This is a genomic window from Bacillus sp. TE8-1 (genome assembly GCF_008368855.1).
Classification (GTDB): Bacteria; Bacillota; Bacilli; order Bacillales; family Bacillaceae_G; genus Bacillus_A; species Bacillus_A cereus.
This window is the reverse complement of the sequence record NZ_QPET01000024.1, coordinates 36,546-51,260: the sequence shown is the minus strand read 5'-3', so window position 1 is coordinate 51,260 and position 14,715 is coordinate 36,546. Positions and strand designations below refer to the sequence as shown.

Here is a 14,715-nt window from a genome sequence, read left to right as displayed (position 1 = left end):
AAATTCCATAATAAAAGGAGAACACTAGATGTGCTCTCCTTTTATCTTTATTCATACTAACGTAGCAAGATGCTCTTTCGCGTCATATTCAACTAAACTTTCAGCGTGTTTAATTCGATGAACAAAGTCTGGATTAGCAATTAACGGTCTTCCGAATGCCGCTACATCAATCGTTCCTTCTTGCAACGCTTCTTCGGCCTCTTTCGGATTTAAATTACCAACCCCAACAATCGTACCATCCCAATATTTTCTTACTAGTTGATGAAAATTCTTTCCGTCAGCAATCTCTTGGGTATAATTCATCGTTGAAGGATGGATCATCGTTAACCCAACCTCTTTAAACATATTTATGAACGTTTCAATTGCAAACTCAGGGTTTTCCCACATATAAGTAGGATTATCACCTTTGAAAGCAGAGAAACGAAGAAGTGTTTTATTAGCTCCAACAGCTTCTATTACAGCCGCCGTTACTTCTTTCATAAACGTTAACCTTTGTTTTAAATCACCGCCATATTTATCTGTTCGCTTATTCGCAAACTCATACGTAAATTGATCGATTAAATATCCGTGTGCACCGTGAATTTCTACTCCATCAAATCCAGCTTCGATCGCATTTTTCGCAGCTTGTGCGTATTGCCCGATCACTTCTTGTATTTCTTCTAACGTCATTGCTTCTGGCGTATCAAACGGTTTACGAAAGCGTGGAACATTTCCCTCTGCAGCGATAGCCGACGGTGCTTGTGGCATTTGACCACCAATTATTTCATGATGACTCATACGCCCAACATGCCATATTTGAGCAATAATCGTCCCGCCTTCTTTATGTACCGCCTCTGTAACAGGTTTCCAAGAATCGATTTGCTCTTGTGTATAAATACCTGGTACTCCTGGGTTTCCTTTTGCTCTCGGACTAATGACAATTCCTTCTGTAATAATTAGTCCAATTCCATCCGCAGCACGTTTTCTGTAGTACTCCACTACATCCGCACCAACTACTCCAGTCTCATTATCTGCAAAGCATCTTGTCATCGGTGCCATCGCTATACGATTACGAAGAGACCAAGCTCCAACTTGAATTGGATCAAACAACTTTGTTTCTTCAACGTTTTCAAAAAATCCCCCAGCATTTACATTTGTTCCTTCATAAATACTCGCTGCTTTATTACTTGAACTTGTCATTTTTCTTCCCCCTAAAAAATCTTACTATAATCGCATCATACTTACTTTTAGATAGTAACGTCAATTTTTACGACTTTACAATAAAAAATTCGAATATCCAAAAAAAAAAATGCTATAAATAATATTAAAAAGGTTTCCTTAGGAGGAAACCTTTTTTGTTGACCATATATGGCTGTCAATTCGTTTATCTCTTTAATAAAAAAAACACCTTATCAATAGAAGTAAAAATGGTTCAGTATTCTTCTAAAAATAATAACTTATATATACCTAAAACAATGAAAGCCCTACCTCTCTTTCATCCTTACGGCTCCTCGTCCGTGCCAGTGTGAATCAGGATTGCAAAAATCAAGTAACTATTTTATCGAAGTATTCAATTAAACTTCGAACATTCATAAATGAAATTAACAAATAAAAATGGATTTGATTGTAGTAATAACAATAGAGGTAATGCTCTAAAAGTGGTTTGAAAGAGTTGAATGTCTTTGAAATGATAAATTTTCTATAATTATGTTCCCAAAAAATTCAAGATCTTTTTTGGGATATAATACATTATTTGTAATGAACCTTAACAAAAGCTTTTTATCTGATTTTCTGTGATACCTTCAATTAATCCCAGTTCACTAATCAAAAATTCATATGCGTTATCTAACATCTTCTTTTCGCTTGCATTAAGTGCTTTTTCTTTCTGTATACGCATTAAATCACGCACAACTTCAGCACCTTCTTGCATTTTACCCGTCTTTATTTTATCAGTGTTCAATTTATACCTTTGTTTCCATGTAAGTAATCTATCTGATTCCCCATGTTGAAAAATATCCATTATGTGTGCTAATGCGGTTATATCCGTAACTGGACGTATATTCGAATTCAATATTCTCCCTGCTGGAATCATTAGTTCCATATTACTAGCCGACATTTTTATAACATAATACTGTTGTTTTTCTCCTGAGATTTCCTTCTCTTCTATGGCTTTAATTATACCTGCTCCCTGCATTGGATAAACAATGTTATCGCCAATTTGAAACAAATAATCCACCTCCATATATGGTAACCTTCTCAAGCTTAACATACTTTTAGTTTTTTAGCAAAATTTTTATTTTATCATAAAATTATTTTACACGTCAACACTTCAGAAGCAAGAAATTAAATTTACACAATACACTATAAAAATCGCAATTCCATTAACGGTTCCACACACATTCATTCTCTTTTAATACAAAAACACATCACTACATTTAAGTAGTGATGTGTTTTTGTTAAGGCATAAATAAAGATCTACTTTTCCGTCTATATACTAACTTGCTTACTAACCGTTTCCCTCGCTAAAAGAAAACTCATAATCACTTGCGCTGCTACTCTACTCGTCATATCTCTGAAATCAAGAGTTGGATCAATCTCTACTATATCCATCCCTTGAACGAGCGGTTCTTTACCAAGGAATTCAATCGCATCTAGTAAAGTCGTACTATCCATTCCACCAGGCCCAATTGCTGGACAACCTGGTGCGAATGCTTGATCTAGTACATCCATATCAAGAGAAATGTAAATAGAGGTCACGCCTTGCTTTCTTAATACTTCAATACTTTCTATAATAATATCTTTGATTTCTCGCTCTCGTACATCTTTCATTGTATAAACTGTCACACCGTGTTCTTTTGCATATTCATGGTACGCACGTGCATTAGAAAAATTACGAATTCCAATTTGAACAAGTTGTTTCCCTGTAATGACATCATTTTCTAGTAAACTACGGAATGGTGTACCATTTGACGGGCCTCCATCATCTAAATTACGTAAATCATGATGAGCATCAAATTGAATAATTCCGACCTTTCCTTTACTGTTTGCAAAACCTGTTATACTCGGAAAACTAATCGAGTGGTCACCGCCAAGAACGATTGGTATCATGTTCGGGTTTACTTTCGTTACATGACCAACTGTTTTCGCAATTCGTTTATGACTTTCTTTTATATCCGTCACATGCATCGTAATATCGCCGCAATCATATAAGACACTTTCTTTCATATCGTGTTTTTCTGTAATTGCATATGTGCTATATGCATCTAACATCGCACGAATTGTCTTTGGAGCAAAACTTGCTCCTGAATGACTAATAGATGGTTTAGAAAGGGGTGCTCCAATTAAAGCAGCACCGAATATTTCTACGCCTTCCTCCCAATCTTTAATCAGCTCACTCCATTTTGTCACTTCACGATCAATAAACTTTGCATTTTTCTTTAAATAGTGGCCGTGCTCCACGATTGTTCACCTCTTGTATATGCAATATTACCATTCTTCCATACTGTATTCACATGACTTACGCCGTAATGATACGGTACGTAAGCATAATTGTAAGCATCCCATAAAACTAAATCTGCCTTACGACCAACTCTAATTTTCCCAGCTACATCACCACGGTTAATAGCATATGATGAGTTAACCGTTACGGCATTCCAAACTTCTTCTGGTGTCATTTTCAGTTTTAGCATCGCAATGCTCATAATAAGCTGAATATTTTCAGTTGGACAGCTACCTGGGTTAAAGTCTGTAGCTAACGCAACTGCAACACCTTCATCAATCATTTTACGACCACGAGCAAAGCTTTCTTTATTTAAATAGAAAGTTGTTCCTGGTAATAATGTTGCTACTGTATTCGAGTTTGCAAGCATTTCAATCCCTTTATCAGAAGCTCCAACTAAATGGTCCGCTGATGCTGCACCGATTTCTGCCGCTGCTTCCGCACCACCAAGAGGGTCGATTTCATCTGCATGAATTTTCACATCAAAGCCAAGCTCTTTCGCTTTTAATAAAAATTCTTTTGATTCTTCCACAGAGAACACACCTGTTTCACAGAAAATATCAACGAACTCCGCTAATTGTTTCTCTTTCATTTCTGGTAATAAATCTAACATCCATTGTAAAAACTCTTTCGATCTACCTTTATATTCTTTCGGAACTGCATGAGCACCTAAAAATGTGGAAACTAAATCGACTGGATGCTCTTTTTGTAATTGTGCTGTTGCCTCTAATTGTTTCCATTCCGTCTCATCATCTAATCCATAACCACTCTTCGCTTCTACAGTAGTAACTCCGAAAGATAGCATACGGTCTAAATGGAATTTCGCTTTTTGAACAAGTTCTTCTTTCGACGCCTGTTTCGTTGCATTTACAGTTGCAAGTATGCCTCCGCCTTGTTCTAAAATTTCTAAGTACGGAACTCCTTGTAGTTTTAGTGCGATTTCATTTTCACGAGATCCACCAAATACAAGGTGAGTATGCGGGTCAACAAGACCAGGAGAAACCATTTTCCCGCCGCAATCAATAACTTCTCTCGCTTGTAATCCTTTCGCTTCTTCCGCTGTTCCAACGAAAGTAATTACACCATTTTCAATTCCAACCGCACCGTTTTCGATAACAGGAAGCGTGTTCATCGCTTCCCGTCTTAACAAGCCATCTTCTTGATCCATTGTTAGTAATTGACCGATATTTATTAGTAAAGTGTCCAGCATGTTTTCTCCTCCTTATTTCATCATCGGAATGTTAACGCCTTTTTCTTTCGCAGTTTCCACAGCTAAGTCATACCCTGCATCCACGTGACGAACAACACCCATACCAGGATCAGAAGTTAATACGCGCTCAATTCGTTTTGCTGCTGCTTCTGTTCCATCTGCAACGATAACCATTCCCGCATGAAGTGAATAACCCATACCAACGCCACCACCGTGGTGAACAGATACCCAGCTTGCACCGTTTACACTATTAATTAATGCATTTAAAATTGGCCAGTCAGCTACTGCATCACTACCGTCTTTCATCGCTTCTGTTTCACGGTTTGGAGATGCTACTGATCCGCAATCTAAATGGTCACGACCAATAACAATCGGTGCTGATAATTCACCATTTGCAACCATTTCATTAATGATGCGACCAAATTTCGCACGCTCACCGTAACCTAACCAACAAATACGTGATGGAAGTCCTTGGAACTCAACTTGTTGACGCGCCATACGAATCCAGTTACATAAATGTTCATTATCAGCGAACTCACGTAAAATTACTTCGTCTGTTTTATAAATATCTTCTGGATCACCAGAAAGTGCTACCCAGCGGAATGGCCCTTTTCCTTCACAGAATAATGGACGAATAAATGCTGGAACGAATCCTGGGAAATCGAAAGCATTTTTCAAACCTTCATCGAAAGCAACTTGGCGAATGTTATTTCCATAATCAAATGTAATTGCACCTTTTTCTTGCATCGCAAGCATCGCTTCCACATGTTTTGTCATACTTTCTTTTGATAATTGTACGTAACGTTCTGGATCTTTTTCACGAAGTTTCGCTGCTTCTTCTAATGTGTAACCTACTGGAATATAACCGTTTAATGGATCATGAGCAGATGTTTGATCTGTAACTAAATCTGGCGTAATATCACGCTTCACTAGTTCTGGTAAAATCTCTGCCGCATTTCCTAGCAAGCCAATTGAAATTGGTTCTTTCTTCTCTTTATACTCGTTCGCAACAGTTAATGCTTCTTCTAATGATTCTGTATACATGTCACAATATCTCTTTTCAATACGACGATCGATGCTGCGCTTATCAACATCAATAGCAATGACAACACCGCCGTTCATCGTTACAGCAAGAGGTTGTGCACCACCCATACCACCTAAACCAGCAGTAAGTGTTAATGTACCTTTTAATGAACCGTCGAAATGTTGACGAGCTGCTTCACCAAATGTTTCATATGTTCCTTGTAGAATCCCTTGTGTTCCAATGTAAATCCAGCTACCAGCTGTCATTTGTCCGTACATCATAAGACCTTTTTTCTCTAGTTCTCGGAAGTGATCCCAGTTTGCCCATTTTGGTACTAAGTTTGAGTTCGCTAACAGAACGCGAGGTGCATCTTCATGTGATTTAAAAATGGCAACTGGTTTTCCTGATTGAACAAGTAACGTTTCATCGCTTTCTAACGTTTTTAATGAATCTACAATCGCCTGATAGCTTTCCCAGTTACGAGCTGCACGGCCAATTCCGCCATACACAACTAATTCTTCTGGTTTTTCAGCAACTTCCGGATCTAAATTGTTCATTAACATACGAAGTGCAGCTTCTTGCACCCACCCTTTCGTTTGTAACTCTGTACCTCTTGGCGCGCGAATTGTTTGTTTTACTTTTTCCATTTCAATCTCTCCCTTTTCTCGTTTTATAGTGCTGCGTTTACATCCAATCTTTCTTTTATCGAATAATTCGTTTTTAACCAATGTGCAATATTTTCAATATCCGTTGAGAAGATGCGATCATTTGTAATAGATGGTACTTGCTGACGCCCTTGATGGTAGAAGCTCTTCGTCACTGTACTCATGTTTTCAATCCCGCGATATTCTGCCGCTTGCATCGCACAAATCATTTCAATTGAAAGAACACGTCTTACATTTTGAATAATTTGATGTGCATGACGTGAAGCGATTGTTCCCATACTTACGTGATCTTCTTGGTTAGCTGATGACGGGATTGAATCAACACTCGCCGGATGTGCTAACGTTTTATTTTCAGAAACTAGTGACGCTGCAGCATATTGCATAATCATTGCACCAGACTGAAGTCCTGGTTCTGGACTTAAAAATGGCGGTAAATCGTTTAACTGCGGATTTACTAAACGCTCAATACGACGCTCTGAAATGTTTGCAAGTTCTGCCATTCCTACTTTTAAGAAATCCATCGCAAATGCAATTGGTTGACCGTGGAAATTACCACCTGAAATTACTTTTTCCCCGCCATCAAAGATTAGCGGATTATCTGTCGCCGCATTCATTTCAATTTCTAATTTTTCTTTCACATAATTTAATACTTGCCAAGAAGCACCGTGTACTTGCGGGATACAACGAAGTGAATAGGCATCCTGTACACGTAGTTCTCCTTGTTTTGCTGTTAACTTACTATCATGAAGAATGTCACGAATTCTGCTTGCTACATCCACTTGCTCTTTATAACCACGTGCTTTATGAACATTTTCATCAAATGCATCAATAATGCCTTGTAACCCTTCAATTGTCATCGAAGCAATTAGTTCAGCTTGATACGCCGTTGCTTCTGCTTCTATATAAGAAAGAACTCCTTGTGCTGTCATCGCCTGCGTACCATTAATTAACGCAAGACCTTCTTTCGCTTCAAGTTCAATTGGCTCAAGCCCTTCTTCTGTAAGAGCAACCATTGCATGAACGCGTTTCCCTTTATAGAACACTTCACCTTCGCCTAATAATACGAGCGCAAGATGAGATAAAGGCGCTAAATCTCCACTTGCACCAAGTGAACCTTGTTGCGGAACGACTGGATGAATTTTACGATTTACAAACTCAAGAAGCATATTTACAACAAGCGGCCTTACGCCTGATACTCCTTTAAGCATCGTGTTCGCTCGTAAAATTAACATTCCGCGCGATACTTCTTCCGGGAATGGATCACCTATCCCACATGCATGTGACTGAATTAAATTATGTTGAAGTGCCTTTACATCATCTTTTTGGATAAGCACATCACTAAACTTTCCAAATCCAGTTGTAATACCGTAAACGACTTTTCCGTCCTCTACAATTTTCTCAACTACTTCGCGACACTCCGCTACCTTTTGCATACTAGTTGGACAAGCTGTTACACCTTCTCCTTCCAGTAATAACCTCTTCATTTCTTCAACTGTCAATGTATGTCCTGTTAACGTAATCATCATTTTTCCTCCTTAAAAAGGCAAAAGGGGACCTTATCTTTTTAAGACAGACTTCTGTCCTAAAAAAGTAAGGCCCCCTTCTAACTAATAGACTATGGGCAAATCATATGTGATTAATTCCTAAACCAATCGCCTCATGCTCAGATCCTTTTACAGGTGCACCAATCGTTCCATATAATGCAACAGCAACCCATTCGCCTTCTTTTTTCCCGTCGTATGGTGTACCGCGCACAATCGCAAAACGAAGTCCTACTGTACGAAGAACGTCTGCTAACTGAATTTGACCTCTCGTCACTCCGTACAAAGCTTCCATAATTGCATGATAAAGTGCATGTGTTTCTCTGTAAACGTCTGTTTCAATAACTTGGTTGCTTTTAGCCGCTGTTTCCATTGCTGCGACAACCTTTTGCGAATTCATCGAACCCACTTTCCCCGTACAATACTTCCAACCTTTTGGAATGGATAATACAGGACTTTCATTCTCATCCGCAAGTGCCAACAGCATGGCCATACGACCAATTCGATGTGTTCCTTGAAGAAGCATGTGACTCTCTCATTTCTTTTGAATTATTTGAATATTACTTAATTTAAGAATATATGAAAACGGTTAAATCGTCAATAGTTTAAAATCATATTCAAACATTTTTTTCATCCCCCTAATTTTGTGTACACAAATGATTTACACAAAATTTCCAGACGTGCTATAGTCTCACTAACAGATGCAAAGGGGCGAAATTTCAGTGAAAAAACGAAAAGATATTCATTTTCGAATTGAAGAGAAATTACTTGAAAGGTTTGAATCAGCACTCCATTACGAAGGTTTAAAGAAAACAGATGTATTAACACATGCAATCCAACAATTTTGCACAAAGGTGGAATGTGACAAAATGAATGATGTAAAACGTCAATATAACGTTAGCAACCATTTACAAACACGCATCGACACACATACACATTACGAAGAAAAACACGTAGATTTAGATAAGATCGTCATTGAACATTTACACCTTCAAGGGGATGAAAACATATTAGAGGTTGGGTGCGCTAGTGGAAAATTCCTTTCCCTTTTACAAACAAATGGTCATAAAGGCCCATTAACCGGGTTTGATCAATCCGAAGCTATGCTTGCTGAAGCTGCTAAAATAAATAACTTAATAGAATGGAAACGAGGGGACGCTAGTAAACTTCCTTTCGAAACAAATTGTTATGACCTAATAATTGCAAGACATATGTTATACCATGTGAAAGATGTTGAAAAAACAATTCAAGGCTTTTATAAAGTCATTCGTCCTGGCGGAACACTTTTAGCTACAACAAATTCTAAAGTTTCATTACCTCGTATAGTTGAAATGTGTAACAACATGCTTGACGCATTTGATCTACCGAAAACATCACCAGCAGTCTCTCCGTTTTGTTTAGAAAATGGTAAAGAGATAGTAGCATCTGCTTTTCCAACGGTTGAAGAAACAGTTATTCATAATGCGCTCGTTTTTCATCATGCTACCCCAATAGTAAACTATATTTCCAGCATGTTTCCATCGCTAAATATACCCGATAATATGTATCTTCAAGCCGAGATGAAAGAATGGCTAACAGAAGAAATCAACAAGGAATTATCGCTCCATAACGGTATATGGCGCGATCCAAAAACGTTAGTAATTTATCGGTGTAAAAAAGAAAAAAGCTAGCGTTTGCTAGCTTTTACACGTTTTCTCGTAAAAGTTTCTCCATTACTACATTACCTTTACCACAATAAAAATCTGTATTATGTTCGTCTGCCACTCCAAAATAAGAGGCAATTGCTATTCCAAATGGTACAAATGCATGCCCTTGTGCTGTAATAATATTTGAGTGTTGCACAACTTCTTCATACACGAAATTTTCTACTGGAAAACAATCGAATTTTTGATAATCTATAGTCGCAGTATAAGAAATCTCTTTAAATAACCCTGCTTTTGCTAGCGCATACGGTCCAGCACAAATTGCCGCCACTAATTTTTCTTGTTCATGAAATTGACGAATGATTGAAAAAAGAGGTTTTGCATCTTCCAACTGTACTTCTTCTCCACCTGGAATAAGTATCCCCTCATACTCATCTACACGTACTTCACTTACTTCTATATGTGGCTGCACTTGCAACCCAGTTTCACTTATAACCAATTCATTCGTTAAGCCCGCTGTAATGATTTCATATTTATTTTTCAGCAATGCCGTCGCTACTGTTATTTCAAACTCTGCAAATGTTGAGTATACAAATAAAAGTATTTTTTTCATAGCCCTCTCTCCTTTAACCAGTCCATAAAATATACCTCTAAATCGTCCACTGTTAATCTATTCGTGTCCACATAAGTTACAGGAAATTGTTTATACCAGTCTTTTTCAGTTTCTACTAATTTAAATTGCTCCTCAAATGTACTTCTGTTTCTTGTTCTATCATTATTTTTTCTATCATATAAATTACTTTCCGATACATCCAAATAAAAAATAGCATCCGAACGGCATTCTCTTAAGTTATATAATTCATCTTTCAATTCAATTTCTATATCCCACTCTTTCCCTATAACCATTGGGTAAAAAAGTGTATAAAATTCGATGTCTTCTGGCCCACGATCAAAAATCACGACTGAACCTTTTGCATTTTGAAAATCTTTTATTTTAGCTTCTATAAACATTTTTTAATTTGCTATAAACCCTTCTTTTGAATTCATATCCAACTTTAATCGCTTTCGCTTTTCTACAATTGGATAAGGATTTTCATATATAACTGAAAACCCACATCGCTCTAACCTTTTAGCCAATGTCGTTTTTCCGCTTGCCATCGGTCCTTGGAGTGAAATTACATATGCCATTCCTCTCATTCCCTTGCGCTTTAGTAAAACTATAATATACAGAATCTTGAAAACTATCAACAAAATATATATCATCTTGTTTCTTATTCTTATCTAACTTATAATGAAAAATAGAGATTATGACGGACGCATCAATAATGTAAGCTTGGAAATCCAAGCTTACATTATTTTTTGCTTTCCCTTTTCTAATAAAAAGAGTATACTAGATTAGAACGTATGTTCTTAATAATTACATACAGTAAGGAGATAGAACAATGGTATACGACACAAAAGCAATTTCTTGGAATGAATCTTTAAAACAACTTCAACGCCGCTATACAAACAAACAAGTTGACCGAAAAGAATTTGAGGATATTGAACTGATGGAATTCTTCCGCGATAACGACTACATTTCTTTACCTACACACATAAGCGGCCTATCAAAAACACGTTTTACTTCTTACTCTATTTTCACAACTGAAGATAAAGATCGTAAAGTTGGCACATTAATCATTGAATATGTAGAAGATGATAATAATAATTTACATGTGGAACAACTATACTTTGTTTAAATGATAACGCTTGGTCAAAATGACCAAGCGTTCTTGCTTTCTATGAATCTCACTGTATATAATATGAATAAAAGAAAACCGCTATCATTAAGGGGGGATATGCTTGCTCGAAGGATGGTTCAGTTGGTTCATTGTATTATGGACGGTTATTTTATTAGGGCTTATGTCTATCGGTGGATACTTTATGTTCAGAAAATTTTTAAAACGTTTACCAAAAGAAGACGGCATGTCCATTTTGGATTGGGAAGAACACTACATAAATAAAACGAGACATTTATGGGCTGACGAACAAAAACAATTGTTAGAAGAGCTTGTAAGTCCTGTTCCAGAACTATTTCGCGATGTTGCAAAATCAAAGATTGCTGGAAAAATCGGGGAACTTGCATTACAAGAAAATGCCTCTCAAATTACACAAGACTTAATTATTAAAGGATATATCATTGCCACACCAAAGCGTGATCATAAATTTTTAATTAAAAAACTACAAGAAAAAAAGATTGATTATTCTAACTATCGATCTTTACTCGCAAAGTAACTTCATATTATTTTCAATAAAAAAGACAGCGCCTTTGACGCTGTCTTTTTATTTGGTACATATACAGTTTTTAAGTTAGCTTCATATCTTTTTCATTATAAAAACCATCTTCTTTTTCCATTTCCTTCTGTAATTTCGTAAAGGAACGATACATTGCAATTCTCCATGACACAATCATCGCGAACGCAAGTAAAAAGAACATGCCACTAAGTTGTCCTAAATCAAGAGATTGGCTTAAGTATGTTTTAAATACAATCCGCACTACAAGTAATCCAATTAATATAAAAACAAAGGCTTTTGAACGCTTCAAATAAATCTCTTGTCCTCTAATTTCAAATTTAGATGTTTTAATAAGAAAAATAGAGAAAAACAAACCGACGCCAATTGCTTCTAACATTTCCGCTGGAGTTAATCGAAATTCAGGAAAAACATACATCAATGCTCCCGTGCTCATAAAAAATGGCGGAAGTATAATTTTTTTCAATGTTGCAGGTTTCTTAGCTGCTTTTAAACGAATAAACATCGCACCGACAGCCATACAAACAGCAACGATACTTGATAAAAGAACTATGTTCATATTTTCTCATCCTTTTTTGTGGCTATATGCAAAATATACTTTCATTATATGCTTTTCCGTTAGTATTTCCAACATTTTCGCAGAATAATACTAAAAACCGGTAAAACCACCAAATAAACTTGAGAAATATACGATAATTTTCGTCATCCAGTTAAAGTATAGGAAGACCCCCATAACAATCATAATATATCCTCCGACTTTCATGAAGGCCATACTATTTCTTTTAATCCAAGACATTTTCGTAATAAAGAATGACAGTACGAAAAACGGGATAGCAAATCCAAGTATGTAAGCAATCATGTAAATCATTGCTGATTCTGGGTTTGTTGCTGCTAATCCAATTACAGACACTAGAATTGGTCCGGTACATGGCGTCCACCCTGCTGCAAAGGCTAATCCAATTAGTACTGATCCAAAATAGCCACTTGGACGATTTTTAAATGTAAATTTACGGTCTTGCATTAAAAATTTCGGCTTAAACACCCCGACAATAATTAAGCCGAACACGATGATAAATATACCACCTAACTGTCTGATTAAATCTTTATAGTCAGTAAAGATTCCTCCAATAAAACTTGTACCAAATCCAATTGCAATAAATATAATTGAAAATCCAAGTAAGAAAAACGCTGTATGTATCATACTTCTTTTGCGAAGCATTGCATTTTCTTCTTTCAATTCAGAAACCGACATACCTGTTATGTACGATAAAAATGCCGGATAAAGCGGTAAGCAACATGGGGAAATAAATGATAAGAACCCGGCGCCAAACGCTAAAAAAATACTAATATCTTGCATCATTCCACTCCTCTCCCTAAATATTGTAACAAAAACACATAAAAATACTATGAACAATTCGTGAAATCACTTTTACAACGTGGCAATAAGAAAAAAGTACTTCCTCACAGTTTCTAATAAAACGTTTTCATTTCCTTCTATTATATAGAAAAAACTCAAATGGATTATGAAACTCCTTTAATTGTCATTACCATAACAAAGGTAACATAGTTTCTCAAATAATTAGCACGTTACGTCTATATACATATTGGTTTAAAAAATATTTTTTTCAAATGCTGGCTCTATACAATGCAAAGTTGATTTTATAATACTTCTACTATTAATAATTTCAAAATTATGCATAAATATCATACTTTTATTATTATTCTATAAAATGTCATACTTTTCTTTCATTTGACCCTTTATTTCTAATTTTGTATACTTCCCTCTAGTTATATATTTTCGATACGGAACAACTTCATATAGATGGGAGGAATTTTTCATGCTTCGTTATTCTCTTTTAGTTTTATTAGGAGCGTGTAGTTATGGAATTTTAGCTATTTTTGTTAAGCTTGCATATGCAGAAGGATTTTCACTTGGAGAGGTAATTGGCAGCCAATATTTGTTCGGTTGGATTATTTTGCTTGCTATTACACTTCTATTTTCTAGACATCGCGTTCCTTTAAAGCAAGCATTACTTTTATTCGTTGCAGGAACATCTGCAAGTTTTACCGGAATTTTTTATTATGCTTCATTAAAAACTGTACCAGCTTCTATTGCAATTATTCTTTTATTCCAATTTGTTTGGGTCGGAATTATCATTGAAGCAGTCGCAACAAAAACATTACCTTCAAGAGAAAAAGTTATTTCTGTTATTTTCTTACTTGTAGGGACATTTTTATCAAGTGGTTTACTTGAACAATCAGCAGGTGCTTTCGATACGACTGGGATCATTTTAGGTTTATTATCTGCTGTTACATTCGCAACATACATTTTCGTGAGCGGAAAAGTTGCTGTTGAAGTACCTTCATTACCGCGCGGTGTTCTCTTAATGACTGGTGCTTTAACTTTAGTCATGATTGTATTCCCACCAACATTTATTTTTAATGGTGCCATTTCTCAAGGTCTTTGGAAATACGGTTTAGGATTAGGAACATTTAGTATCGTAATTCCATCTATTGCCTTTACAATCGGTATTCCAAAAATCGGTTCTGGCTTAGCAACTATTCTTGGTGCAGCGGAACTACCAGTTACAACAATTATGTCCGTATTCGTTTTAAAAGAGGCTGTACTATCTTCACAATGGTTCGGTGTATCACTTATTTTAATCGGGATTGCAATCCCGCAAATTGCATACACAATGCGTGGACGTTATCGTAAACATCATACGCATAAAAAAGTCGCAGCATAAAGCGAAACTTTAATTAGTTGAACCAATCGGACTGCCCATTAATACGGGATAAACGAGAGAGGATTTTCATTTGAGAATCCTCTCTTTTATTGTTGTATACTTATGATAAATATTT

14 protein-coding genes and 2 pseudogenes are annotated in these 14,715 nt (G+C 36.3%); 4 read left to right on the top strand and 12 right to left on the bottom strand.

Annotated elements, in window-relative coordinates; all coding sequences use genetic code 11:
• Positions 1-51: 51 nt before the first annotated feature.
• The 7 genes from DN404_RS22300 to hutP form a co-directional block, all read right to left on the bottom strand.
• Positions 52-1,179 carry an alkene reductase gene (locus tag DN404_RS22300; protein ID WP_000204582.1) on the bottom strand — a complete coding sequence of 376 codons (1,128 nt, stop codon included), beginning with the start codon at positions 1,177-1,179 and terminating at the stop codon, positions 52-54.
• Between the two features lie 565 nt (positions 1,180-1,744).
• Positions 1,745-2,206 (bottom strand): CarD family transcriptional regulator, encoded by a 462-nt coding sequence (locus DN404_RS22295; RefSeq protein ID WP_170317877.1) that lies wholly within the window; start codon positions 2,204-2,206, stop codon positions 1,745-1,747.
• A gap of 260 nt (positions 2,207-2,466) precedes the next feature.
• Positions 2,467-3,438, bottom strand: a complete 972-nt coding sequence (gene hutG, locus DN404_RS22290; RefSeq protein ID WP_149215476.1) for a formimidoylglutamase — start codon at positions 3,436-3,438, stop codon at positions 2,467-2,469.
• Positions 3,417-4,688 (bottom strand): imidazolonepropionase, encoded by a 1,272-nt coding sequence (gene hutI / locus DN404_RS22285; RefSeq protein ID WP_000887539.1) that lies wholly within the window; start codon positions 4,686-4,688, stop codon positions 3,417-3,419. Before hutI ends, hutG begins: the two co-directional genes overlap by 22 nt.
• Positions 4,689-4,700: 12 nt before the next feature.
• Positions 4,701-6,359 (bottom strand): urocanate hydratase, encoded by a 1,659-nt coding sequence (hutU, locus tag DN404_RS22280; protein ID WP_000416711.1) that lies wholly within the window; start codon positions 6,357-6,359, stop codon positions 4,701-4,703.
• A gap of 23 nt (positions 6,360-6,382) precedes the next feature.
• Positions 6,383-7,900, bottom strand: a complete 1,518-nt coding sequence (gene hutH, locus DN404_RS22275; protein WP_149215475.1) for a histidine ammonia-lyase — start codon at positions 7,898-7,900, stop codon at positions 6,383-6,385.
• 103 nt (positions 7,901-8,003) lie between these two features.
• Positions 8,004-8,444, bottom strand: a complete 441-nt coding sequence (gene hutP / locus DN404_RS22270) for a hut operon transcriptional regulator HutP (protein ID WP_000926516.1) — start codon at positions 8,442-8,444, stop codon at positions 8,004-8,006.
• Between the two features lie 196 nt (positions 8,445-8,640).
• On the opposite strand from hutP, the gene DN404_RS22265 reads away from it, so the two are divergent.
• Positions 8,641-9,588, top strand: coding sequence for a class I SAM-dependent methyltransferase (locus DN404_RS22265; RefSeq protein ID WP_149215474.1), 948 nt, complete (start codon positions 8,641-8,643; stop codon positions 9,586-9,588).
• Between the two features lie 13 nt (positions 9,589-9,601).
• Here the strand turns inward: DN404_RS22265 and DN404_RS22260 are convergent, their stop codons facing one another.
• Positions 9,602-10,174 carry a DJ-1/PfpI family protein gene (locus tag DN404_RS22260; protein WP_098906052.1) on the bottom strand — a complete coding sequence of 191 codons (573 nt, stop codon included), beginning with the start codon at positions 10,172-10,174 and terminating at the stop codon, positions 9,602-9,604.
• A pseudogene (locus DN404_RS22255) lies at positions 10,171-10,749 on the bottom strand (AAA family ATPase). Before DN404_RS22255 ends, DN404_RS22260 begins: the two are co-directional and overlap by 4 nt.
• A 254-nt stretch (positions 10,750-11,003) precedes the next feature.
• On the opposite strand from DN404_RS22255, the gene DN404_RS22245 reads away from it, so the two are divergent.
• Both DN404_RS22245 and DN404_RS22240 read left to right on the top strand, forming a co-directional pair.
• On the top strand, positions 11,004-11,300 hold the full coding sequence (locus DN404_RS22245) for a hypothetical protein (protein WP_000262401.1): 297 nt from the start codon (positions 11,004-11,006) through the stop codon (positions 11,298-11,300).
• 103 nt (positions 11,301-11,403) lie between these two features.
• Entirely contained in the window at positions 11,404-11,835 is a 432-nt protein-coding gene (locus DN404_RS22240; protein WP_000889373.1) for a DUF2621 domain-containing protein, read from the top strand.
• Positions 11,836-11,905: 70 nt separating this feature from the next.
• Here DN404_RS22240 and DN404_RS22235 read toward each other — a convergent pair whose 3' ends face one another.
• From DN404_RS22235 to DN404_RS31350, 3 genes and pseudogenes are all read right to left on the bottom strand, one after another.
• Positions 11,906-12,412 carry a CcdC family protein gene (locus DN404_RS22235; protein WP_001028439.1) on the bottom strand — a complete coding sequence of 169 codons (507 nt, stop codon included), beginning with the start codon at positions 12,410-12,412 and terminating at the stop codon, positions 11,906-11,908.
• Positions 12,413-12,502: 90 nt separating this feature from the next.
• Positions 12,503-13,210, bottom strand: coding sequence for a cytochrome c-type biogenesis protein CcdA (gene ccdA / locus DN404_RS22230; RefSeq protein WP_001152676.1), 708 nt, complete (start codon positions 13,208-13,210; stop codon positions 12,503-12,505).
• 16 nt (positions 13,211-13,226) lie between these two features.
• Positions 13,227-13,375 (bottom strand): annotated as a pseudogene (locus tag DN404_RS31350) (peptidase T).
• 316 nt (positions 13,376-13,691) lie between these two features.
• Between DN404_RS31350 and DN404_RS22220 the strand changes: the two are divergent.
• Entirely contained in the window at positions 13,692-14,600 is a 909-nt protein-coding gene (locus DN404_RS22220) for an EamA family transporter (RefSeq protein ID WP_149215472.1), read from the top strand.
• Positions 14,601-14,715 lie beyond the last annotated feature (115 nt).

Coding starts and splice junctions, on each gene's coding strand:
- hutH (WP_149215475.1), bottom strand. CDS start 7,900: ATGATTACGTTAACAGGACATACATTGACAGTTGAAGAAATGAAGAGG.
- hutP (WP_000926516.1), bottom strand. CDS start 8,444: ATGCTTCTTCAAGGAACACATCGAATTGGTCGTATGGCCATGCTGTTG.
- DN404_RS22235 (WP_001028439.1), bottom strand. CDS start 12,412: ATGAACATAGTTCTTTTATCAAGTATCGTTGCTGTTTGTATGGCTGTC.
- DN404_RS22245 (WP_000262401.1), top strand. CDS start 11,004: ATGGTATACGACACAAAAGCAATTTCTTGGAATGAATCTTTAAAACAA.
- DN404_RS22220 (WP_149215472.1), top strand. CDS start 13,692: ATGCTTCGTTATTCTCTTTTAGTTTTATTAGGAGCGTGTAGTTATGGA.
- DN404_RS22300 (WP_000204582.1), bottom strand. CDS start 1,179: ATGACAAGTTCAAGTAATAAAGCAGCGAGTATTTATGAAGGAACAAAT.
- hutI (WP_000887539.1), bottom strand. CDS start 4,688: ATGCTGGACACTTTACTAATAAATATCGGTCAATTACTAACAATGGAT.
- DN404_RS22260 (WP_098906052.1), bottom strand. CDS start 10,174: ATGAAAAAAATACTTTTATTTGTATACTCAACATTTGCAGAGTTTGAA.
- ccdA (WP_001152676.1), bottom strand. CDS start 13,210: ATGCAAGATATTAGTATTTTTTTAGCGTTTGGCGCCGGGTTCTTATCA.
- hutU (WP_000416711.1), bottom strand. CDS start 6,359: ATGGAAAAAGTAAAACAAACAATTCGCGCGCCAAGAGGTACAGAGTTA.